This window comes from Microbacterium sp. NPDC012755, assembly GCF_042901325.1.
In the GTDB taxonomy this organism is placed as follows: Bacteria; Actinomycetota; Actinomycetes; order Actinomycetales; family Microbacteriaceae; genus Microbacterium; species Microbacterium natoriense.
In genome coordinates, this window is record NZ_JBIBCT010000001.1 from 2005716 (window position 1) to 2027745 (window position 22030).

Sequence of the window (22030 nt, forward strand, 5' to 3'; positions counted from 1 at the left end):
ATGGTGGTCGGCATTCGTTGAGCTTCAGAGCGCGAACTCCACCTGACGACAAAGGAATCGAGAAGCCCTGCGGGGCTCACGGAGGTTATTCCCTTGGCTGCTGCTCGCAACGCATCCACATCCACCACCACCAAGAACGGACGCGGAGCATCCCGCCTCTCGTTCGCCAAGATCTCCGACACGCTGACTGTCCCCGACCTGCTCGCTCTGCAGACGGAGTCGTTCGGATGGCTCGTCGGCAACGACGCCTGGAAGGCGCGCGTCGCCGAGGCGAAGGCCGAGGGGCGCACCGACGTCAACGAGATCTCGGGCCTCGGAGAGATCTTCGAGGAGATCTCCCCGATCGAGGACCTCGGCGAGACGATGCAGCTCTCGTTCACGAACCCGTACCTCGAGCCGGAGAAGTACTCGATCGAGGAGTGCAAGGAGCGCGGCAAGACGTATGCCGCCCCGCTGTACGTCGAGGCCGAGTTCATGAACCACCTCACGGGTGAGATCAAGACCCAGACGGTCTTCATGGGCGACTTCCCGCTGCAGACCGACAAGGGCACGTTCATCATCAACGGCTCCGAGCGCGTCGTCGTGTCGCAGCTCGTCCGTTCGCCCGGTGTCTACTTCGACAAGACCCCCGACAAGACGTCCGACAAGGACATCGTGTCTGCGCGCGTGATTCCGAGCCGTGGTGCATGGCTCGAGTTCGAGATCGATAAGCGCGACCAGGTCGGCGTCCGCATCGACCGCAAGCGCAAGCAGTCGGTCACCGTCTTCCTCAAGGCCCTCGGCCTGACCAGCGAGGAGATCCTCGCCGAGTTCGCCGGCTTCCCCTCCATCGAGGAGACCCTGGCGAAGGACACCATCGTCACCAAGGAAGACGCGCTCCGCGACATCTACCGGAAGCTCCGTCCGGGCGAGCAGGTCGCCGCCGAGGCCGCCCGCGCGCTCCTGGACAACTTCTACTTCAACCCGAAGCGCTACGACCTGGCCAAGGTGGGTCGCTACAAGATCAACCACAAGCTGGGTCTCGACGCTCCGCTCACCGACTCGGTGCTGACCGTCGCCGACATCGTCGCGACGATCAAGTACCTGGTGCGCATCCACGCAGGCGTCGAGAGCTTCGACGGCATCCGCGGCGGCAAGCAGGCCGAGATCCGCATCGCCACCGACGACATCGACAACTTCGGCAACCGTCGCATCCGCGCGGTCGGCGAGCTGATCCAGAACCAGGTCCGCACGGGTCTGTCCCGCATGGAGCGCGTCGTCCGCGAGCGCATGACCACGCAGGACATCGAGGCCATCACGCCGCAGACCCTGATCAACGTGCGCCCCGTCGTCGCCGCGATCAAGGAGTTCTTCGGAACCTCGCAGCTGTCGCAGTTCATGGACCAGAACAACCCGCTCGCGGGTCTGACCAACAAGCGCCGTCTCTCGGCTCTCGGCCCCGGTGGTCTGAGCCGTGACCGCGCAGGCGTCGAGGTCCGTGACGTCCACCCGTCGCACTACGGCCGCATGTGCCCCATCGAGACCCCTGAAGGCCCGAACATCGGTCTGATCGGTGCTCTCGCGACGTTCGCACGCATCAACTCGTTCGGGTTCATCGAGACCCCGTACCGCAAGGTCGAGGGTGGCGTCGTCACCGATCGCATCGACTACCTCACGGCATCCGAAGAGGTCGACTTCAACATCGCGCAGGCGAACGCCCCGCTCGACAAGAACGGCCGCTTCCGCGAGAGCCACGTCCTCGCACGCCCCAAGGGCGGCTCGGGCGAGGTGGACCTCTTCCTGCCCGAGGAGATCGGCTACATCGACGTCTCGCCGCGCCAGATGGTGTCGGTCGCGACCTCGCTCGTGCCCTTCCTCGAGCACGACGACGCACAGCGCGCACTCATGGGCGCCAACATGCAGCGTCAGGCTGTGCCGCTGCTGCGCAGCGACTCGCCGCTCGTCGGAACCGGTATGGAGGGCTACACGGCCATCGACGCCGGTGACGTGCTCACCGCCGAGAAGGCCGGTGTCGTCACCGAGGTCTCCGCGGACCGCGTCGTCGTCATGCTCGACGAGGGCGGAACGCAGGAGTACCACCTGCGCAAGTTTGACCGCTCCAACCAGGGCACGTCGTACAACCAGAAGGTCGTCGTCAACGCCGGTGAGCGCGTCGAGGTCGGAGAGGTCATCGCCGATGGCCCCGCCACCGAGAACGGTGAGCTGGCACTCGGAAAGAACCTCCTCGTCGCATTCATGACGTGGGAGGGCTACAACTTCGAGGACGCGATCATCCTCAGCCAGGACCTGGTGAAGGACGACACCCTCTCCTCGATCCACATCGAGGAGTACGAGGTCGACGCCCGCGACACGAAGCTGGGCAAGGAGGAGATCACCCGTGACCTCCCCAACGTCAGCCCCGAGCTCCTGAAGGACCTCGACGAGCGCGGCATCATCCGCATCGGCGCCGAGGTCCGCCCCGGCGACATCCTCGTCGGCAAGGTCACGCCGAAGGGCGAGACCGAGCTGTCGGCCGAGGAGCGTCTGCTCCGCGCGATCTTCAACGAGAAGAGCCGCGAGGTCCGTGACACCTCCCTGAAGGTGCCCCACGGCGAGCAGGGCACGATCATCGCCGTCAAGGAGTTCAACGCCGAGGACGGCGACGACGAGCTCGGCTCCGGCGTCAACCGCCGCGTCGTGGTCTACATCGCCCAGAAGCGCAAGATCACCGAGGGCGACAAGCTCGCCGGCCGTCACGGCAACAAGGGCGTCATCGCGAAGATCCTCCCGATCGAGGACATGCCGTTCCTCGCGGACGGAACTCCGGTCGACATCGTCCTGAACCCGCTGGGCATCCCCGGTCGAATGAACTTCGGCCAGGTCCTGGAGACCCACCTCGGTTGGATCGCGAAGCAGGGCTGGAAGGTCGAAGGCACTCCGGAGTGGGCTGTGAAGCTCCCGAAGGACGCGTTCGAGGCCGCCCCCGGCACCAAGGTCGCCACCCCGGTGTTCGACGGTGCGAGCGAGGAGGAGATCGCAGGTCTTCTCGACGCGACCACCCCGACCCGCGACGGCGTGCGCCTGATCGACTCGAGCGGCAAGACGCAGCTGTTCGACGGTCGCTCCGGCGAGCCGTTCCCGGCGCCGATCTCGGTGGGCTACATGTACATCCTGAAGCTCCACCACCTGGTCGACGACAAGATCCACGCGCGTTCGACGGGTCCGTACTCGATGATCACCCAGCAGCCGCTCGGTGGTAAGGCGCAGTTCGGTGGACAGCGCTTCGGTGAGATGGAGGTGTGGGCCCTCGAGGCCTACGGCGCCGCGTACGCGCTCCAGGAGCTCCTCACGATCAAGTCCGACGACATCCTCGGCCGCGTCAAGGTGTACGAGGCGATCGTCAAGGGCGAGAACATCCAGGAGCCCGGCATCCCCGAGTCCTTCAAGGTGCTCATGAAGGAGATGCAGTCGCTCTGCCTGAACGTCGAGGTCCTCTCGGCGGACGGCACGGCTGTCAACCTCCGCGACACCGACGACGAGGCCTTCCGCGCAGCGGAGGAGCTCGGAATCAACATCTCCAGCCGCTTCGAGGCCGCCTCGATCGACGAGATCTAAGGTTCTGGCCGCTGCCCTGAGCGTCACGCCAGGGCAGCGGCCCACCTCCCCGATTTCTTCAGAAGAATTCCTACACAGGAGAATTTGTGCTCGAGTCAAACACTTTCGACGAGCTTCGCATCGGCCTGGCCACTGCGGACCACATCCGCGCGTGGTCGTACGGTGAGGTCAAGAAGCCCGAAACCATCAACTACCGCACCCTGAAGCCGGAGAAGGACGGTCTCTTCGGAGAGCAGATCTTCGGCCCCTCCCGCGACTGGGAGTGCGCCTGCGGCAAGTACAAGCGCGTCCGCTTCAAGGGCATCGTCTGCGAGCGCTGCGGCGTGGAGGTCACCAAGAGCTCCGTCCGTCGTGAGCGCATGGGCCACATCGAGCTCGCCGCGCCCGTCACGCACATCTGGTACTTCAAGGGTGTGCCCTCGCGTCTCGGCTACCTGCTCGACATGGCGCCGAAGGACCTCGAGAAGGTCATCTACTTCGCCGCCTACATGGTCATCTCGGTCGACGAGGATGCTCGTCACCGCGACCTGGGCACGCAGGAGAACAACATCCGCCTCGAGCTGAAGACGCTCGGCGACCGCCGCGATTCGAAGATCACGGAGCGCCTTGCGAAGCTGGAGGAGGAGCTCGCCGCTCTCGAGGCGGAGGGCGCCAAGGCCGACGTCAAGAAGAAGGTCAAGGACGCCGCCGAGAAGGAGATGTCGCTCATCCGCAAGGGTGCCGACGAGGCGATCGCCAAGCTCGAGCGCGTGTGGGAGGACTTCCGCACGCTCGAGGTCGGCGCACTCCGCCCCGAGGACGACGTCTTCCACGAGCTGCAGGACCGCTTCGGCCAGTACTTCGAGGCCTACATGGGCGCCGAGTCGATCCAGCGCCGCCTGGCGGCCTTCGACCTCGCGGCCGAGGCTGAGAACCTGCACCTGCAGATCTCCGAGGGCAAGGGTCAGCGCAAGATCCGCGCGATCAAGCGCCTGAAGGTCGTCAACTCGTTCCTGGAGACCGGCATGAGCCCGGCCGCCATGGTCCTCGACGTCGTCCCGGTGATCCCGCCGGAGCTGCGCCCGATGGTGCAGCTCGACGGTGGCCGCTTCGCGACCTCCGACCTCAACGACCTCTACCGTCGTGTGATCAACCGCAACAACCGTCTTCGTCGTCTGATCGACCTCGGCGCCCCCGAGATCATCGTCAACAACGAGAAGCGGATGCTGCAGGAGGCCGTCGACGCACTGTTCGACAACGGTCGCCGTGGTCGCCCGGTCACCGGTACCGGCAACCGCGCCCTGAAGTCCCTCAGCGACATGCTGAAGGGCAAGCAGGGTCGCTTCCGCCAGAACCTGCTCGGCAAGCGCGTCGACTACTCCGGCCGTTCGGTCATCATCGTCGGCCCGCAGCTGAAGCTGCACCAGTGCGGTCTGCCCAAGCAGATGGCTCTGGAGCTCTTCAAGCCGTTCGTGATCAAGCGCCTGATCGACCTCGGTCACTCGCAGAACATCAAGGCGGCCAAGCGCGCCGTCGAGCGCACCCGTCCCGAGGTCTGGGACGTGCTCGAGGAGATCATCCGCGAGCGTCCGGTGCTGCTCAACCGTGCACCCACCCTGCACCGTCTCGGCATCCAGGCGTTCGAGCCTCAGCTCGTCGAGGGTAAGGCCATCCAGCTGCACCCGCTCGTCTGCGCGGCGTTCAACGCCGACTTCGACGGTGACCAGATGGCTGTGCACCTGCCGCTGTCGGTCGAGGCTCAGGCCGAGGCCCGCGTGCTGATGCTCGCGTCGAACAACATCCTGAAGCCGTCCGACGGCCGCCCGGTGACCCTGCCTTCGCAGGACATGATCATCGGTCTGCACCACCTGACCACGGTCAAGGAGGGCGCAGCCGGTGAGGGTCGTGCATTCGGTTCGGTGGGCGAGGCGATCCTGGCGAAGGACGAGGGCACCCTCGACCTGCAGGCCAAGGTCCGCATCCGCATCCCCGGTCTGACGTTCCTCGAGGGCGACGCTCCCGAGGGCTACGAGCGTCACGGTCTCGTCGACGCTTCGCTGGGTCAGGCGATCTTCAACGACACGCTGCCCAAGGGCTACCCGTTCGTCCGCGAGCAGGCTGACAAGAACAAGCTGTCGCAGATCGTCAACAAGCTGGCCGAGGAGTACCCCAAGGTCGAGACGGCTGCGTCGCTGGACCGCATCAAGGACGCCGGCTTCTACTGGGCCACGCGCTCCGGTGTGACCGTCGCCCTGAGCGACATCCTCACGCCGCCGAACAAGGCGGAGATCGTCGCGGGCTACGAGAAGCAGGCCGCGAAGGTCCAGTCGCAGTACGAGAAGGGTCTCACGACCGACTCGGAGCGTCGCCAGGAGCTCATCAAGATCTGGACTGAGGCGACCGACGAGGTCCAGGCCGCGATGAAGGCGAACTTCCCTGAGGACAACACCATCAACCGCATGGTGTCCTCGGGCGCCCGTGGTAACTGGCTGCAGATCCGCAACATCGCGGGTATGCGAGGCCTGGTGAACAACCCCAAGGGTGAGATCATCCCGCGTCCGATCATCTCCTCGTACCGCGAGGGTCTGTCGGTGGCGGAGTACTTCATCGCGACGCACGGTACCCGTAAGGGTCTGGCCGACACCGCTCTGCGTACCGCCGACTCGGGTTACCTGACCCGTCGTCTGGTGGACGTCTCGCAGGACGTCATCATCCGCGAAGAGGACTGTGGCACGTCGAAGGGCCTCGAGCTCCCGATCGCCGCTGCCAACTCGCAGGGTGAGCTGGTGCGCGACGCGAACGTCGAGAACTCGGTGTTCGCCCGCACGCTGGCCTCCGACGTCGTGAACGCGGCCGGCGAGGTCCTCGCCTCCGCTGGCGACGACGTGGGCGACGTGCTCATCGACAAGCTGGTCGCGGCGGGTGTCGAGACCATCAAGGTGCGCTCGGTCCTGACCTGCGACTCCGCTGTCGGTGTCTGCGCGCAGTGCTACGGCCGCTCGCTCGCGACCGGCAAGACCGTCGACATCGGCGAGGCCGTCGGCATCATCGCGGCCCAGTCGATCGGTGAGCCCGGTACCCAGCTGACGATGCGTACGTTCCACACCGGTGGTTCGGCATCGGCGGATGACATCACCCAGGGTCTGCCCCGTGTCCAGGAGCTCTTCGAGGCTCGTACCCCCAAGGGTGCGTCGCCGATCGCCGAGGCCGATGGACGCATCACGATCGACGAGACCGACAAGGCCAAGAAGGTCATCCTCACGCCCGACAACGGCGACGAGGCAGTGGTCTACCCGGTCCTGCGCCGCGCGACCCTCCTCGTCGAGGACGGGCAGCACGTCACGGTCGGTCAGCCGATCCTGGTGGGCACGCTCGACCCCAAGGAGGTCATGCGCGTCATGGGCGCCCGCGAGGTGCAGCGTTACCTCGTCAACGGCGTCCAGGGTGTGTACCGCTCGCAGGGTGTGCCGATCCACGACAAGCACATCGAGGTCATCGTCCGTCAGATGCTCCGCAAGGTCACCGTCGTCGATCACGCCGACACGACCCTGCTGCCGGGTGAGATGGTCGACCTCAAGCGCTACCAGGCGATCAACCGCGAGGCTGTGGCAGAGGGCAAGCGCCCCGCGTCGGGCCGTCCGGAGCTGATGGGTATCACGAAGGCGTCGCTCGCGACGGAGTCGTGGCTGTCGGCCGCATCCTTCCAGGAGACGACCCGCGTGCTCACGCAGGCCGCCATGGAGGGCAAGCGCGACCCGCTGGTCGGTCTCAAGGAGAACGTCATCATCGGTAAGCTCATCCCCGCCGGAACCGGTCTCTCGAAGTACCGCGACGTCACGGTCGAGGCCACCGAGGAAGCCAAGAGCGAGCGCTACCCGAACCGGATCTTCGCATCCGACGGCGCGTACGCGGACGGCGACTTCGGCTACGTCGACTTCGACGCGTTCTCGACGGACGACATCACGCCGGGCACGTACAACTGATCGAGGCGAGAGCCGGCGAGCGTGCTCGTCCGGCCGAGCCGATTGAGGTTGTCGAGCGACGGAGTCGCGAAGCAACTGACGTGTTGAGTGAGTGAGAAGGCCCCGGGCGATTCGCCCGGGGCCTTCTTCGTGCGCCGCGCATCGTGAGGGGTCGAGAATCGTCGCCTCACGTGCCCCCGATCCGGCTTTCTCTGACTCCTCAGGGCAGATCGGCCGCGCGAGAGCGAGCGGCGCGGGAGAACGGCCGACGCGGGAGCGGGCGATGCGCGGGAGCGAGCGGGGACTCAGTCGAAGAGCTTCGCGATGATGCTGGACGTGTAGCCGCTGGGGGCGAGGTTCGAGTACCGGGTGTCGATGAGCACGTCGTCGCGCCAGAACAGCGTGCGACCGTCGGTGACCGGGTACTGCGTGTTGGGCCAGGTCTTCTCGCAGCGCGTGCCGTCATCGGGCGTGAAGCAGCTGAAGCCCTCGTCGGTCACGAGGCCGTTGAGCAGGTCGAGCGCGGGGCCGCGGTTCATGCGGGAGATCGTGGTGACCAGGCTCGTCGTGTCGGCGCCCGGGTCGGCCCAGATGCAGGTGAGGGTGCCGTTGGAGCCGACGCCGGACGGGCCGAACGCCGCGTCGTTGAGCGGGACGCCGTCGAGCTGGGCGAGGACGTCGTCTGACAGGATCGCCCGGCAGTCGGTGGGCAGGGCGACGGACTTCGTCGTCGCGGTCGGGGAGGGGGATGCCGTGGGCGACGGCTTTCCGGACTCCTCTGCAGAGGAAGACGGCTTCGGGCTGCCGCTCGCACCGCCGCCGCTGGACGCCGCGGGGCCGCATCCGGCGAGGACGGAGATGAGGAGCAGCGCGGCGGCTCCTGCGGTGATTCGAGCGTTCATGCGCTCACCGTACCGTCAGGAGTCGCCGGAGCGATACGGGACACAGCGTGTGCGTCGGAGGACGGCGCGGTAATGTCGGCGGGATGAGCACTGATTCTGCGGCTGAAGGACGCGTCGTCGTCATCGGCGATGCGCTGATCGACGAGATCCGCGATGGCGGCAACGTCCGCGAACTGGTCGGAGGGGCCGCGTTGAACGTGGCGGTGGGGCTGCGCCGGTTGGGGGTGCCGACGACGCTGATCGCGATGGTCGGCGACGACGAGCCGGGAGCGCACATCCGCGAGTACCTCGCCGACCACGACGTGCGGCTGATCGCGAGCACCGCACCGCACGGGTCCTCCCGGGCGATCGTCACCCGCTCGGCCGAGGGCGAGCCGCAGTACGTCTTCAACGATGCGGCGCAGCAGCGCAGCATCCGTTACTCCGACGAGGCCAGGGAGGCGATCTCCCAGGCCGATCTCGTGGTGGTCAGCTGCTTCCCGTTCGACGTGCCGGCGGAGGCCGACGCGTTCGTGGAGGCGGTCACGGGCGCGCGTCTCGCCGTCGACCCGAATCCCCGGGCGGGCATGCTGAGCGACCGCGACGAGTTCGTGCGCGGATTCGAGCGCGTCGCCGTCGACGCCGCGATCGTGAAGGTCGGGGCGGATGACGCAGCCCTGCTGTACGACGACGACCTCGATGCGCTGCGTGCGAGACTGCGAGGTCTCGGCGCGCGGGCGGTGCTCGCGACGGCGGGGTCTCAGGGCGCGGTGATCGAGTCGGATGCCGGCGTCGTCAGCGCCCCGATCTCGACGCTTCCCGGTCGGGTCGTCGACACCGTGGGGGCGGGCGATGCCACCCTCGCCGCAGTGGCCGCTGGTCTCGTGGCGGGAGAATCCGACTGGGCTGCGCTGCTGCGCAGAGCGATGGACGTGGCCGCCGCGACCTGCCGCATGGAGGGCGGGCTGCTGCGCACTCCGGAGTCGCTGGGCGACGCCGACCGCGGCGTATATGGGAGCTGAAGCGCCGGCCCGGACGACCGGGGACCTGCCTCGATTCTCGATTTCTCTCCCCACGTTCCGACCGGTATGATTGACACTCGTGCCCCCGGTTGGCTGTCGAAGTTGGACGGGTGCGCAATGGCGAGTTACCCAAGCGGCCAAAGGGATCTGACTGTAAATCAGACTGCACTGCATTCGGGGGTTCGAATCCCTCACTCGCCACCACATGAAAGAAGGGCCTCGCGAAGCGGGGCCCTTCTTTCATGTATCGAACGGAGCGGGATTCGGGAGCGGGCGGAGCGAGCACCGGAGTCCCGCACTCGCCACCTCACGACCGAGGGGCGCTCTCTTCGTCATCTTCTTCCCCGGCGGCGGATCCACCCTGCACATCCGGGATCGCTTCGGGCAGGACTACTGCCCGAGGTACCAGCTCTTCCACTGGTTGAACGAACCGGGGGTGAGGTACGCGGCATTGCCGTGCTGAGCCGCGAGCTGGTTTGCGAAGCTCTGGTCGGTTGTTTCCAGCCAGCCGGCATTTCCGACGCCGTCACCGGCGAGAGCGAAGACGGTGGTCCCGTTGATCGTCGAGTAGTAGAGCGAGCTCATGTTGTTGTTCCTTCGGTGAATTGCGGCCTGGTCGATGCCGGGAGATGGGTTCGGTTCTGTGGTGGGAGGGATCGAGTTGCCCTGGAGGAAGGAGAGCGGGTTGACGAAGCTGCCGCCGACGAGCACCTCGAAGTGAAGGTGCACGCCCATTCCGCTGGTCGGTCCGTACTGGCTGTTGCCCATGTAGCCGATCACTTGCCCCTGGTTGACGCTTGCGCCCATGTTCACCGTGGGCGCGCCATTGAAGTGGGCGTATCTGCTCGTCACCCCGTTGCCGTGGTTGATCTGAACGTAGTGGCCCCAGCCGTGGCCGTCGCTGCCTGTCGAGTTCCAGTCGCCGCCGGAGACTTGACCGCCGGCGATCGCGAGTATCGGCATGCCGCGGTATCCCCATGTGTCGATGCCCATATGCCGCCGGGTGCCTTCGCGCGGCGCCAGGTACTGGCCGCCCGCTTCGGTCGACATGCGGAACGGATCGGTGGGATAGATGTATCCGTTGGCGGCCGGCACCGCGGCGCTTGCTGATTCGCCGTGGAGCACGCCTGTCCCGACCAGCGCGACTCCGGCTGCGATTCCGGTGGCGGCGAGCAGGGTTCTCCGAGACATAGGGGCCGCGGAGAAGAACGATGATCCAGGAGGTGGTTCCAGTTGAGGTGGGCTCATGCGCCACACCGTATCGGCAGAATCGGGCTGCTCGCTGTCCCCTCTTCTACCTACAGACACAGCCGGCGGTGATCGATAGCTTGGAGGGTTCTCGTCCGAATCCAGACACGGTTTTCGCATCAGGTCAGCGAGCCTCAAACGCTTCACGATAGTCATCGAAACCAGAGCTGTCTGTAGGCCGAAGAGGGGACAGCGGACAGCCCCCATTCGTCAATACGGTGTGCTTATGACTTCACTCGATGGGCGTCCTGGCTCTTCTCGGCGCGACCGTTTCCGCAGGCTCCTCAGTATCGTGGCGGCGCTGGCCGTCGCTCTGGGGGTGCTTCTACCGACGTCGAGCGCGTCGGCCACGTCCACACAGGCGGGAGCCCAGGTGCTTGCTCAGCAACTGATCGCGAGCGGACGATTCAGCGGCACAGCCGAGACCAGCGCTCAGGTCCAGGCGTATGCGAACGGGGTGATGCGACAGCATCCGTCAACCGGCAGGGACTGCTACATCGACACGGCGATCCTGCAGGCGTTGAAGACCGTCGTCGTCGACCGGGGGTTCAACATCCGAGTGTCATCCCTCAACCGATACTGCACCGGCGAACTCACGGCTTCAGGCACCGGCAGCTATCACTGGCGCAACGGCGGGGGTCATGCGGTGGACATCGACCGCGTGAACGGTGTGGGGGCGACGGGCAACACCTCACAGGACAGGGCTCTGATCCAGTCGATGACGACGGCGCTCCCTGGGCCCGCAGGGCTCGGACAGAGCAACTGCCGGTCGACCCCGGTGTCCGTCCCGCAGAACTGGGTGCAGTTCAGCGACTCCTGCAACCACAACCACTTCGAGTACAGAGGAACCGGCGTGACCATCCCCGGGTCTCCCGCGACCGTGAGCGATGCGCCTTCGTCGATCATCGACGGCAGCGACAGGATCTCGTTGTACGCGATTCGTTCGGACGGGAATCTCTGGGGAACAAGCCAGGCGAGCGCAGGCAGCCCCTTCTCCGCGTGGCAGCCCCTGGGCGGGTCGATCGGGTCTCTCATGGGGCGGCCAGCCGTCCTCCAGCTGGACAGCGGAGTCATCGCGATCTATGCGCGCACATCGGCAGGGTACGTCGTCGGCACGAACCAAACCGCGCCCGGAGGATCATTCACCCCGTGGACGACCATCGGTACGGGAGGAGCGGGAATCGCCAGCGATCCCGTCGCCGTTCAGTTCGACAACGGTGCGATCGGCGTGTACGCCATGACGGATTCGCGCTACGTGGCTGGAACGGCGCAGGGCGGGCCGGGAGGTGCTTTCAGCTCCTGGGTCCCTATCGGCTCCACGACGACCGCACTCGTCGGACGTCCCGCGCTGGTGCATCTGGTCGGTGACCGCCTCATGTTGTTCGCCACGTCCGCCGACGGGTTCGTCCACGCGTCTGAGCAACCTGCCGCGGGTGGGGCATTCACGGCCTGGAGTGTCGTCGGCACAGGAGGCGCGCAGATCAACTCCGAGCCGATCGCGGTGAACGATCAGGGTCGCGTGACCGTCTACGCGGCCGCTGGCTCGACAGTGTCCAGCGTGACCCAGGACGCTCCGGGCGGTTCCTTCCACGCGTGGCTGAACCTCGGATCTGGCCCTGCGAGTCTGGGGGGCGCGACGCCGTTCGCGGTCGTCGGCGGCGGATACCACTCCGTCTACACCATCGGGGGTGACCATCTCATCTGGGGGACGAGCGTGCTCAGCCCGCCGACGACTGCTGCGGCCTGGTCCCAGATCGGCGCCGGCGCGCTTCTCTCCACGGTTCCCGTCGGAATCCGAACCTCGGGCGGCGTGAACTGCGTGTACGCCGCCAGCAACGGATCCGTCGTCGGCACCTGCCAAAGCGGTCCCGGGGGCACCTTCGGAAGCTGGTCCACGATGTAGTGTCTTGCGCTGTCGCAGTGCAGTCCCCGCACCTGTCCGAGAGGACGGGTGCGGGGACTGGCGCGTCTCGGTTGAGTCGTTACGACGCAGGCGTCTCGAAGGCCGCGTCGGGGTAGAGGCCCTCGGCGATCTGCCTGACCGCGGAGACGTTGCCGAGCGTGCCGGGGAACAGGTCCGTGGCCGACACGGCGATGAGCCGTCCGTCGCGCACCGCGGGCATGTCGGGGAAGGTCGCCGTGAGGTACGCGCGGACAGCCGACTCGTGCGCGGGGTCCGACACCGCGAAGACGAGAGCGTCGGGGGCCTCGGCGGCGAGCGACTCCGGCGTGATCTCGGCGGCGAAGAAGTCCGAGAACGCGGGGTCGTCGGGGGTGAGCACGTTGTCGGCCCCTGCGCGGTGCAGGATGTCGTACTCGATGCCGGCACCGATGGCCGTCAGGGTCGTGCCCTCGACGAAGACCTGGGCCACGCGCGGCCGGTCGCGGCCGTCGATCGCGGCATCCACCGCGGCGAGCTCGGCCCGGGACGAGGCGATGAGGTCGTCGGCCTCACCCTCGACGTGGAAGATCGTGCCGAGGTTCTTCAGGTCGGTGAAGAGGTCGTCGACCGTGCCCTCCATGCGGCGGTCGAAGCATCCTCCGGTGGCCGTGTAGGCGGCGACGCCGGCCTGGGTCAGCTGCTCGATGCTGGCGAAGCCCTGTTCGGCGGTGAACTCGTACGTGGTCGGCGAGTACACGAAGTCGGGCTGGACGGCGAGGAGCTCCTCGCGGCTCGGCGGGGTGTCTCCGCCGATGACGGGCACATCGGCCGCCAGACCGGCGACGTCGTCGGGCAGCTCCTGCGCCGTGGCCTGGGCCTGGCCGACGAGGCGATCGGCGAGGCCGAGCCGCAGCAGGAGCTCCGTCTGCGACGGGTGCAGTCCGACGACCGCGGTGGGCGTCGACGGGATCTCGGCCGTGCGGCCGCAGTTCTCGATCGTGACGGCATCCGTCGACGTGGTCGGCGCGGCTCCCGACGTGACGCCGGTGCCGCAGGCGGCGAGGGCGAGGGATCCTGCTCCCACCGCGACGGCGGCGAGCAGGCGGATGCTTCGGATTCGGGGTGTCATTCTCTTCTTCTCCTTCTGAGGGGGTCGGGTGCGGGGCTCAGCGGTCGCTGGACCCGCGGGGATGGAAGGTCATCGCCCTGGCGCCGGTGTCGACCTCGACGGCGATGCGCGCGGTGACGTGGAACACCTCGTCGACCAGGGCGGGGGTGAGCACGGCATCCGGAGGGCCGAAGGCCACGATCCTTCCCTCGTCGAGCACCGCGACGTCGTCGCAGAACGCCGCGGCGATGTTGAGGTCGTGGAGCGCGGCGATGACCGTCGTGCCGAGCCCGCTGACGACGCGCATGAGGTCGAGCTGGTGCGCGATGTCGAGGTGGTTGGTCGGCTCGTCCAGCACGAGGATCTCGCCGCTCTGAGCGAGCGCGCGCGCGAGCATGACCCGCTGGCGCTGGCCTCCGGAGAGCCGGCGCACGAGGCGGTCGCCGAGCTCGTGCACGTCGGCCGTGCGGAGGGCGTCGTCGACGATGCGCAGGTCGTCAGGAGTGTCGCGGCTGAACGGCGGCCGGTGCGGTGAGCGTCCGACGAGGACGGTCTCCCGCACGGTCAGATCGAACTCGGAGGGTGAATCCTGCAGCATGACCGACACGGTGCGGGCGAGCGCGCGAGGGGCCATGAGCGAGACGTCGGCGCCGTCGATCTCGACCCGCCCGCGGTGCGGACGCCGTCCGCTGAACAGGGTGCGCAGAAGGGTCGACTTGCCGCTGCCGTTCGGACCGAGGAGCCCCACGATGCGTCCGGTGCCGACCTCGAGGTCGATCTCGTGGAGCACCGTGCGACCGCCGCGCACCACGCTGACGTCGTCGAAGAGGACGGTCATCGGTCGAACCCCGCCCGCTCGCCGCCGCTCCGCATCAGCCAGAGGAAGAAGGGCGCTCCGACGAACGCGGTGAGGATGCCGAGGGGGATCTCCGTCGGCGCCGCCACCGTGCGGGCGAGCAGGTCGGCCACCATGAGGAACAGCGCGCCGCCGAGGATCGTGACCGGGAGCATCCGACGATGGTCGGATCCGACCAGGAGGCGGGCCATGTGCGGCACGACGAGACCGACGAAGCCGATGCCCCCGCTCACCGCGACGATCGCGCCGGTCAGGAGCGACGCGAAGATCAGCAGCAGTCCGCGCACCCGTGTGGTGCGCACGCCGACGGCCAGGGCCGACTCGTCGCCCGCGAGAAGCGCGTTCATCGACCGCGACAGTCCGAGCGCCGCGATGACGGCGACGGCGAGGGCGGCGGCGGGGATCGCGAGCGACGACATGTCGGCGGCGGAGACGCTGCCGAGGAGGAAGAACATGACGCTGACGACGTTCTGGGCGTCGGTGGTCAGCGTGAGGTAGCTCGTCACGGCGCTCAGCAGCGAGCCGAGCGCGACGCCCGCGAGGATCATCCTCGTCGGCGACAGCTCTCCGCGGATGCGGGCGAGGGCGGCGACGAGCACGCACGCGACGACCGCACCCACGAAGGCCGCTCCGCTCATCGTGAGGCCGAGGAAGGTGGCACCGCCGGAGACGATCACCAGCACGGCGCCGACGCTCGCCCCGGAGGAGACGCCGAGGATGTACGGCTCGGCGAGGGGGTTGCGCACCACCGCCTGCATCATCGCCCCGGCGAGGGCGAGCCCAGCGCCCGAGAGCCCGGCGAGGAGCGAGCGCGGCAGCCGGAACTGCCACACCGCCTGATCCTGCAACGGTGTGAGCGTGCCGTCGGTCATCCACGGCATGCCGGGGAGGAGATGGCCGATCACGATCTTCGCGGCGTCGGCGGGGGAGACGGAGACGGGGCCGACGGCCGCGGAGAGCACGAGGACGAGCAGGGAGAGCAGGGCGGTCGTCGTCACCGTCGCACCGACGGGGAGGGTCCGACCGCGACGACGCCGTCTCGGCTCAGGGCGGGAGGACGGGGTGCGCCGACCGGCGCTCTCCATCGTGGTGCCGGGGGATGCGGTCATCGTGCGTCTCCTGTCGTGACGTCGGCGGCGAACTCGAGCACGGCGAGGCCCAGCTCGTGCAGCACGGTCTGCTCGTTCGCCCCGTGCCCGGCATCCGCCGCCGTCCAGGTCCGGGCGGATCCGCCCGCGCATCGCAGCGCTGCGGTCATCCGATGTGTGTCGCGGGCGAGGACTCTCGTGTCCTGTCCGAGCACGATCCCCAGGTACGCCGGAACCGTCGCGCCGATCTGCAGCCCCTCGGCTCGGGCGAGGGGCGAGAGCACCCGGAGCCGCTCGCGGGCCTCCGCGGTGCCGTCGTCGCCGAACTCCGTTCGCCAGCGCGACCCGAACGGATGCTCGTCGAGGGCGAGCAGATCGAGCGGAGCAGCCGTGGTCGCGAATCCTGCGCACAGGTCGGGATGCCGCAGCGCACACGCGGCCGCGACGACACCGCCCAGCGAGGCTCCGACGAGGACGAGCAGATCGGGGCGGGTGACACCGCTGCGGATGAGACCGCGCGCGACGTCGGCGAGGTCGGCGATCGTTCGCGTCTTGCGGACACCGCGGCCCGCGTTGCGCCAGGCCTCTCCGCGCTCGCCACCGCCGCGGAGCTGCGCCGTCGCATACGCGCCTCCGTGCGCGATCCAGGCGGAGATGGTGGGCTCGTAGACCGGGAGATGGGGGACGCCGAAGCCGCCGTAGCAGGTGAGGAGCAGCGGCAGCGGGCCCTCCGCGCCCGCCGGAGCGGTGACGTGGACCGACAGGGTCTCGCCGTCGTCGGCGGGGAGGTCGTACCGGGTGGTGGTCCCGGGCAGGGCGGCGACAGCGGGGAGGCTCGTGCGGCCCTGCGGCATCCGCTCCACGATCCGCGGCGGGGTGAGAGGGCCCTCGACCGAGAGGCGCAGCACGCCGTCGTCGACGCCGATCTCCGTGGCGGTGAGGGTGCCGGCGGCTGACGATGCGGCCTCCGTGCGACCGACCTCGACGCCGTCGTGGAGGTCGATGAGCACGCTGCGCCCCCGAGCAACCGCGAGCACGACGACCCGGTCGCCGTGCACCGTGGCGTCGATGATCTGCACCAGCGGATCGCTCCAGCGCCAGAGCGCGGTTCCGTCGAGACCCAGGGCGTCGAGCCCTCCGTCGTGTTGGACCAGCACCGCGTCGGCGAGCGGCGATGCGCGCCGCAGCGCCGGCCATCGGCCCAGAGTCGTCTCCGTGGCGCGGTCGCTGAGCGTCGTGCCCCCGGCGAGGCTGCGGGCGAGCAGGCCGCTCGTGCCTCCGGGGAAGAGCCGCACGCGCGCCCAGGGGGCGAGGGCGGTCGACTGCACCGCACCGGTCTCGACGTCGAGGGTGACGAGAGCGTCGTCCCGGCTCGCGACGACGTCGAGGGAGCGCGAGTCCGGCGCCCACAGCACGGTGTCGTAGCGGAGACGGATGCCGGGGTGCGGATGCATCGTGCCGGAGGACGCGTCCACGATGCCGAGGACGGCGTTCTCGTCGGCGGAGGGAGCCCACTCGACGGCGATGAGGCGGCCGTCGGGCGAGGGGTGGATCCGCTGCACGTGGCCGTCTGGCTCGATCACCGGGGTGCCGTCGAGCCGATGGATGCCGCGTCGAGGGCTGCCGTCTCGGCGGCCCAGCACGAAGCCTCCGATGGGGAGCCCCGGCCGACCGTGGTGCTCGGCGCGGGACAGGGCGGCGTCGAGCACCGCACGGTGTGCGCTCATCGGCCGACCAGATCGTTCACGCGGTCGTCGCCGCCCGCCCACAGGAGGTGACCGCCCTCGTCGAGCGGGGTGGGGACCGCGATCGTGGTGATCTCGTGATCGTCGATCAGGTGGATCATGCCGTCGCCGCCGCTGGTGACCGCGATGGCGCCGGTCAGCGGATCGATCGCGATCGATCGGCGTTGCGCCGCCTGTCCGTCGACGCCGTCCCACGGCATCCGTCCGGCCTGTGGCGGGTGCGTCATCGGGGGGAGCGGGACGATCCGGGAGATGCGTGCCTGCTCCCGATCGATCACGACCAGCGCGTCGCCGTCGGGGTGGATGACGGCGACGGCGGCGGCACCCGCGGCGAGGGCGAACCGGAACGCGAGCCCCGGCGGAAGGGCGACCGCCGTGGATGCTCCGGATGCGAGGTCGATCTCGACGAAGGTGTTGGTCCATTCAGGCCACGCTCCTGGCGACGCCGGCCCACCGCGCACGATGCCCGTGACGCGCCCGGTGTCGCCGGCGAGGCGCAGGTAGAACGCGCGACCTTCGACGGGCCAGCGGATGATGCCGATCGCCCGGGGCGCCCCGCGCTCGACGATGAAGCGTTCGAGGCCGCGGCCGGTCGCGACGCCGACGACACCGGACACGGGGTCGACGACATCGCCGTGACCGTCGGGTGCGAGGTCGTCGAGGAGCGCACCACGGAGCACCGGCGCGTGCGGCCCCACGTCGAGCGCCGAGGCCAGCGGCAGCGCCTCGACGGCGCCGGGCTCGCGGTGGCGGAGCACGATCATCGAGTCGCCCGATGCCTGGTCCGGCGCGATGACGACGCCCGGCTCGCCGGTGCGGACGCGGAATCGCGCAGAGGATCCGGCCGCGAGGTCGACGACCGAGACGAGGTCGCTCCAGGCTGCCTCGTTCATCCCCAGGCCCGATGTGACCACGACGTGCCGACCCGACGCGTCGCAGGCGAGGTGCTCGGCGGGGATGGCGATCGGGATGCGGCGGACCTCCCCGGCGCCTCCGACGACGAGGGCGCCTCCGCGATCGTCCGCGAAGACCCACCGTCCCGATGCTTCGGCGGGGAGGCGGAGGAAACCCGCGTGCTCGGCGAGCCAGGCGCCGGCGACGACGACACGCCGAGAGCCGTTCTGGATCTCGTAGACGATTCCGGCCCGGTGATCAGCGGCGAGGAGGGGGAGCGAAGAGGACATGGGGGTCAGCCTAGTAGATATTGAGAATCATTATCATTTAGGGTCGTCAGTGTTCACACACCGTGAACCCCGCCCCGCAGATCGCGGAGTGGACCACCTCACAGAAGGAGCACGAAATGGAAAAGCAGATCCTCGCAGAGATCGAAGAGTCCGAGCAGCTGGCGCACCTGTCGGCGACGCACTCGAACGCACTGGTCGAGAACCCCTTCGACTGACCGCGGATCCTTCCGCCGCGCTTCCGAGCGCACTCAACCCCGGCCGGGCGCCCTCGCCCGGCCGGGCCCACCCTCGAGAGGATCCATGACCGCCGAACTCCGCATCCATCCGCTCCCCGGCACCGGGGCGCACCTCGTCTCGGGCGCCGACGGCCGACACCGGGTCAGGCTGCGCACCGGGCGCCTCACGCTTCTCGACGCGCCGCCCGACGGACTGGTCGCCGCCATCGAGAGCGCACCCGACGGAGAAGCCGCGGACTACCTCCATCGACTGACCGGAGAGGTGCAGACGCGGGAAGCTGAAGATGCCAGCCGTCGCTGGCCGACCGCGCGTCGTGCCGTCTGCCTCCTCGGCTCCGACCCGATCCTGGACGACCTCGGCGGCGCCCTCGCCGCGTGGGGAGCGGCGGTCACCCGTCTCGGCGCCGAGGAGGAGCCCCCGCAGGACGCGGCCCTCGTGATCGCGTACGCCGACGACGCGCGGGGTCGCCGGCGGTGGCTCCGTCACGACCAGCTGCCGCGGCGCGGCGTGGCCTGGCTCCGCGCGCACCGCGACGGCGAATGCGTCCTCATCGAACCTCTCGCCCTCGACGGCGACGACCCCACCTCCGTGCAGGTCGCCACAAGACGCGCGGCGGCGAGCAGCGCGCCGACCGCGACCGAGGCCTGGCACCGGGCGGCGCCGCCGGCGAGTGCACCCGTCGATGACGCCACGCGGGTGCTCGTGCTGGGGCGACTGCTGCAGATCGCGGCCGCGTGGGCGCAGGACGGCCCCTCGCTCGACCGGCTGCGCACGACCCTGTGGAAGCTGGTGCCCGCGCTCGGCGCCGTCACCGAGCACACGGTGCTCGCGTATCCCGCGGCGCCTGAGCGCGTGATCCGATGACGCCGCCGCGCGATGCCCGCAGGCACGACGTCGTCGCCCCCGACGGCGTGCTCCTGCGCGGATGGGTCTGGGAGCCGGAGGAGCCGAGGGGAACGGCGCTCATCCGCACGCCGTACGGCGCCTGGCGGCACGGCGCCACCGCGAAGGCCTGGACGCGGCGGGGCTACCGCTGCGTCATCCACGACGTCCGCGGCCGCCACTCCTCCGAGGGGGACTGGCACCCCTATCTCGCCGAACGCGGCGACGGCCGAGCCGTCGTCGAGGCGATCAGAAGCGGCGAGCCGGGGCTCCCCGTCGTGCTGTCAGGCGGTTCATACGCCGCGCACACCGCGCTCGAAGCGGCCAGGGTCGTCGACGTCGACGCGCTGGTGCTCCTCGTCCCCGCCCTCGGCCTCGCCGAGACCGCGTGGGATGAACACGGAGAGCCGCAGCTCCTCCACCGCATCGGGTGGTGGCACCAGCACGGGCGCGGATCCCGGTCTCTGCCGCCGCTCGCCGCCGAGGAGCTCGCCGCGCGCGTGAAGAGGGCGAGAGAGGTGGGCGTGCATCGCGCCGCCGAGGAATGGGGGTGGACGCACGACGTCCTGTCGGGATGGCGGCGCCTCTGGTCCGCCCCTCCGGTCGACCTGGCTCGCGCCTACGGTGCGATCCGGGCGCCCCTGCTCCTCATCCGCGGCGACCACGACTTCTTCTTCGCCGACGCCGGTCGACTCGCCGACGCCTGGAGCGCCCGCATCCGTGTGGTCGACGGCCCGTGGGGGCATCGGCTGGCCGACGACATCGTCGATGACGACGTGCGATCCCGGCTGCACAGCGCCGGGGGGATCGGCGTCGTGCTCGACGACTGGCTGGCCGAGAACGGCCTGCCCTCGGCGTCTCCCGCTCCCGCCGTATCCGACGGGCATCGAGCCCGCCGCACCCGATCCGCCTTCGACGCCGACGCCGGTCGTTGGCGACACGAGAGGACAGCATGACCAGCGACACCCTGCACCGCACCCCCGGGCGACCCACCCTGACGGCCGAGGCCCTGGTCGACCAGGAGACCGGGATCATCCGCTCCGTGCGGGAGGTCCCGCATCCGTCCGGTGCACCGGACCGGTACCTCGCGCTCACGGCATCCATCGCCGACGCGCGCATCCTCGGCGAGTGGCCGGCCGACCGCGTCTCACTCGGCACGTCCTTCGGAGACCGCGCTCAGGCGCGCATCGCCGCCATCGGCGAGGGCGTCGAGCGGTACTGCGGCAACTGGCTGCCGGATGTCCTTCCACCCGGCGAGCTGCGCGTCACCACGGCGCAGGAGCTGCGAGCGCAGGGAGAGGCGGTCCTCGACGAGTCCGCGCTGCCCCGGTTCGCCGACTGGCAGCTCGATCGGCCGGGGTTCCCGTATCAGCGGCTGCTCCCCGAGACTCCGACGCTGTGGGCGAGGTGCGACGAGCTCGGCGGCGGATCCGTCTGGGTGCCGGACGCCCTCGTGCACCTGAACTGGCGGCAGTCCCGGTTCCGCACGCTGCCCCGGACGCACCACCTGAACTACGCCGGGATCGCCACCGGCGACGGGGTCGACGACGCGCGCGACAGGGGAGTGCTCGAGGTCGTGGAGCGCGATGCGCTGGAGGTCTGGTGGCACCTCGACGGCCCCGCGTTCGGCATCGACCCCGCCACCGTCCCCGGTCTGCTCGACGACCTGCGGGGCAGCAGTCTGCGCGTGTGGCTCGTCGCGATGCCGTCGGAGTTCGCCCCCGCGATCGGTGCGCTCGTGCACGACGAGGAGCGCGGCCTGTACGCGGCCGGGTTCTCCGCAGCCCTCGAGCCGGAGCGCGCCGCACGCAAGGCGGTGCTGGAGGCCGTGCACACGTGGATCTACACGCAGGGCTGCACCTCGGCCGACGGGTGGGTGTTCCGCGCTGTCGCCGAGGGGCTGATGGCGAAGGGCCTCACGCTCGACCACCGCCCCGACGCGGACTACACGACCGCGGCGGGCCCGCAGTACGAGAACGTGATCGATCTCGGCGCGCACGTGCAGGTGTGGCTCGATCCCGCCGTGCACGGCGAGGCGCGCCGGTTCCAGGCGCCCGTGCAGGGAGTGCGCCCGTTGAACGCGATGTCTGCGGTGACGATGGACGAGGTCTATCGGCGGCTGCGCGAGCGGGGGCATCGGGTGCTCACGCGCGACCTCACCACCTCCGACGTACGGCGCACGCACCTGCGGGTGGTGCGCTCGATCGTCACGGGGCTCGTGCCCAACGCCCCCGCCGCGTTCTCCTACCTCGGGATGCCGCGGTTCAGGGCCGCCGCGGAGGAGCGCGGCTGGCGCACGACCTGGACCGGGGGACCGGAGGACTTCACGCTCCTCCCGGCCCCGCACATGTGAGGGCCGCGG

General features: G+C 69.2%; 15 protein-coding genes and 1 tRNA gene. 9 read left to right on the forward strand and 7 right to left on the reverse strand.

Annotated elements, in window-relative coordinates:
* The first annotated feature begins 93 nt into the window (after positions 1 to 93).
* The gene (locus ACFY5A_RS09270; protein ID WP_105672635.1) at positions 94 to 3594 is read left to right on the forward strand and encodes a DNA-directed RNA polymerase subunit beta; all 3501 of its coding nucleotides are present in this window, start codon (positions 94 to 96) and stop codon (positions 3592 to 3594) included.
* Between the two features lie 86 nt (positions 3595 to 3680).
* Positions 3681 to 7556 carry a DNA-directed RNA polymerase subunit beta' gene (gene rpoC, locus ACFY5A_RS09275; RefSeq protein WP_387233388.1) on the forward strand — a complete coding sequence of 1292 codons (3876 nt, stop codon included), beginning with the start codon at positions 3681 to 3683 and terminating at the stop codon, positions 7554 to 7556.
* 284 nt (positions 7557 to 7840) lie between these two features.
* Here the strand turns inward: rpoC and ACFY5A_RS09280 are convergent, their stop codons facing one another.
* Positions 7841 to 8437 (reverse strand): hypothetical protein, encoded by a 597-nt coding sequence (locus ACFY5A_RS09280; RefSeq protein ID WP_387233391.1) that lies wholly within the window; start codon positions 8435 to 8437, stop codon positions 7841 to 7843.
* An 83-nt stretch (positions 8438 to 8520) separates the two neighbouring features.
* Here ACFY5A_RS09280 and ACFY5A_RS09285 point away from each other — a divergent pair, with 83 nt between their 5' ends.
* Positions 8521 to 9438 carry a PfkB family carbohydrate kinase gene (locus ACFY5A_RS09285; protein WP_387233394.1) on the forward strand — a complete coding sequence of 306 codons (918 nt, stop codon included), beginning with the start codon at positions 8521 to 8523 and terminating at the stop codon, positions 9436 to 9438.
* A 119-nt stretch (positions 9439 to 9557) separates the two neighbouring features.
* Positions 9558 to 9642 (forward strand) — tRNA-Tyr (locus tag ACFY5A_RS09290).
* A gap of 186 nt (positions 9643 to 9828) precedes the next feature.
* Here ACFY5A_RS09290 and ACFY5A_RS09295 read toward each other — a convergent pair.
* Entirely contained in the window at positions 9829 to 10686 is an 858-nt protein-coding gene (locus ACFY5A_RS09295) for a M23 family metallopeptidase (RefSeq protein WP_341940085.1), read from the reverse strand.
* Between the two features lie 226 nt (positions 10687 to 10912).
* On the opposite strand from ACFY5A_RS09295, the gene ACFY5A_RS09300 reads away from it, so the two are divergent.
* The gene (locus ACFY5A_RS09300; RefSeq protein WP_341940084.1) at positions 10913 to 12589 is read left to right on the forward strand and encodes a hypothetical protein; all 1677 of its coding nucleotides are present in this window, start codon (positions 10913 to 10915) and stop codon (positions 12587 to 12589) included.
* A gap of 79 nt (positions 12590 to 12668) precedes the next feature.
* Here the strand turns inward: ACFY5A_RS09300 and ACFY5A_RS09305 are convergent, their stop codons facing one another.
* Genes ACFY5A_RS09305 through ACFY5A_RS09325 form a run of 5 tightly spaced genes read right to left on the reverse strand, consistent with a single transcriptional unit; the run spans position 12669 to position 18549 of the window.
* The gene (locus ACFY5A_RS09305; RefSeq protein WP_387233397.1) at positions 12669 to 13697 is read right to left on the reverse strand and encodes an ABC transporter substrate-binding protein; all 1029 of its coding nucleotides are present in this window, start codon (positions 13695 to 13697) and stop codon (positions 12669 to 12671) included.
* Between the two features lie 37 nt (positions 13698 to 13734).
* The gene (locus ACFY5A_RS09310) at positions 13735 to 14514 is read right to left on the reverse strand and encodes an ABC transporter ATP-binding protein (RefSeq protein ID WP_387233400.1); all 780 of its coding nucleotides are present in this window, start codon (positions 14512 to 14514) and stop codon (positions 13735 to 13737) included.
* Positions 14511 to 15641: an iron ABC transporter permease gene (locus tag ACFY5A_RS09315; RefSeq protein WP_341940081.1), complete on the reverse strand. Its 1131-nt coding sequence runs from the start codon at positions 15639 to 15641 to the stop codon at positions 14511 to 14513. Before ACFY5A_RS09315 ends, ACFY5A_RS09310 begins: the two co-directional genes overlap by 4 nt.
* The gene (locus ACFY5A_RS09320) at positions 15638 to 17347 is read right to left on the reverse strand and encodes a prolyl oligopeptidase family serine peptidase (protein ID WP_387233404.1); all 1710 of its coding nucleotides are present in this window, start codon (positions 17345 to 17347) and stop codon (positions 15638 to 15640) included. Before ACFY5A_RS09320 ends, ACFY5A_RS09315 begins: the two co-directional genes overlap by 4 nt.
* Positions 17344 to 18549 carry a hypothetical protein gene (locus ACFY5A_RS09325; RefSeq protein ID WP_387233407.1) on the reverse strand — a complete coding sequence of 402 codons (1206 nt, stop codon included), beginning with the start codon at positions 18547 to 18549 and terminating at the stop codon, positions 17344 to 17346. Before ACFY5A_RS09325 ends, ACFY5A_RS09320 begins: the two co-directional genes overlap by 4 nt.
* A 116-nt stretch (positions 18550 to 18665) precedes the next feature.
* On the opposite strand from ACFY5A_RS09325, the gene amiA reads away from it, so the two are divergent.
* The 4 genes from amiA (at position 18666) to ACFY5A_RS09345 (ending at position 22021) form a co-directional block, all read left to right on the forward strand.
* Positions 18666 to 18764, forward strand: coding sequence for a streptamidine family RiPP (amiA, locus tag ACFY5A_RS09330; protein ID WP_254408313.1), 99 nt, complete (start codon positions 18666 to 18668; stop codon positions 18762 to 18764).
* Positions 18765 to 18849: 85 nt separating this feature from the next.
* A complete protein-coding gene (locus tag ACFY5A_RS09335; protein ID WP_341940078.1) occupies positions 18850 to 19650 on the forward strand; it encodes a hypothetical protein in 801 nt (266 codons plus the stop codon).
* The gene (locus ACFY5A_RS09340; protein WP_387233410.1) at positions 19647 to 20624 is read left to right on the forward strand and encodes a CocE/NonD family hydrolase; all 978 of its coding nucleotides are present in this window, start codon (positions 19647 to 19649) and stop codon (positions 20622 to 20624) included. Before ACFY5A_RS09335 ends, ACFY5A_RS09340 begins: the two co-directional genes overlap by 4 nt.
* Entirely contained in the window at positions 20621 to 22021 is a 1401-nt protein-coding gene (locus tag ACFY5A_RS09345) for a YcaO-like family protein (RefSeq protein WP_387233413.1), read from the forward strand. Before ACFY5A_RS09340 ends, ACFY5A_RS09345 begins: the two co-directional genes overlap by 4 nt.
* The last annotated feature ends 9 nt before the right edge of the window (positions 22022 to 22030 follow it).

Coding starts and splice junctions, on each gene's coding strand:
- ACFY5A_RS09340 (WP_387233410.1), top strand. CDS start 19,647: ATGACGCCGCCGCGCGATGCCCGCAGGCACGACGTCGTCGCCCCCGAC.
- ACFY5A_RS09310 (WP_387233400.1), bottom strand. CDS start 14,514: ATGACCGTCCTCTTCGACGACGTCAGCGTGGTGCGCGGCGGTCGCACG.
- ACFY5A_RS09345 (WP_387233413.1), top strand. CDS start 20,621: ATGACCAGCGACACCCTGCACCGCACCCCCGGGCGACCCACCCTGACG.
- ACFY5A_RS09295 (WP_341940085.1), bottom strand. CDS start 10,686: ATGAGCCCACCTCAACTGGAACCACCTCCTGGATCATCGTTCTTCTCC.
- ACFY5A_RS09300 (WP_341940084.1), top strand. CDS start 10,913: ATGACTTCACTCGATGGGCGTCCTGGCTCTTCTCGGCGCGACCGTTTC.
- ACFY5A_RS09315 (WP_341940081.1), bottom strand. CDS start 15,641: ATGACCGCATCCCCCGGCACCACGATGGAGAGCGCCGGTCGGCGCACC.
- ACFY5A_RS09335 (WP_341940078.1), top strand. CDS start 18,850: ATGACCGCCGAACTCCGCATCCATCCGCTCCCCGGCACCGGGGCGCAC.
- amiA (WP_254408313.1), top strand. CDS start 18,666: ATGGAAAAGCAGATCCTCGCAGAGATCGAAGAGTCCGAGCAGCTGGCG.
- ACFY5A_RS09280 (WP_387233391.1), bottom strand. CDS start 8,437: ATGAACGCTCGAATCACCGCAGGAGCCGCCGCGCTGCTCCTCATCTCC.
- ACFY5A_RS09305 (WP_387233397.1), bottom strand. CDS start 13,697: ATGACACCCCGAATCCGAAGCATCCGCCTGCTCGCCGCCGTCGCGGTG.
- ACFY5A_RS09285 (WP_387233394.1), top strand. CDS start 8,521: ATGAGCACTGATTCTGCGGCTGAAGGACGCGTCGTCGTCATCGGCGAT.
- ACFY5A_RS09320 (WP_387233404.1), bottom strand. CDS start 17,347: ATGAGCGCACACCGTGCGGTGCTCGACGCCGCCCTGTCCCGCGCCGAG.
- ACFY5A_RS09325 (WP_387233407.1), bottom strand. CDS start 18,549: ATGTCCTCTTCGCTCCCCCTCCTCGCCGCTGATCACCGGGCCGGAATC.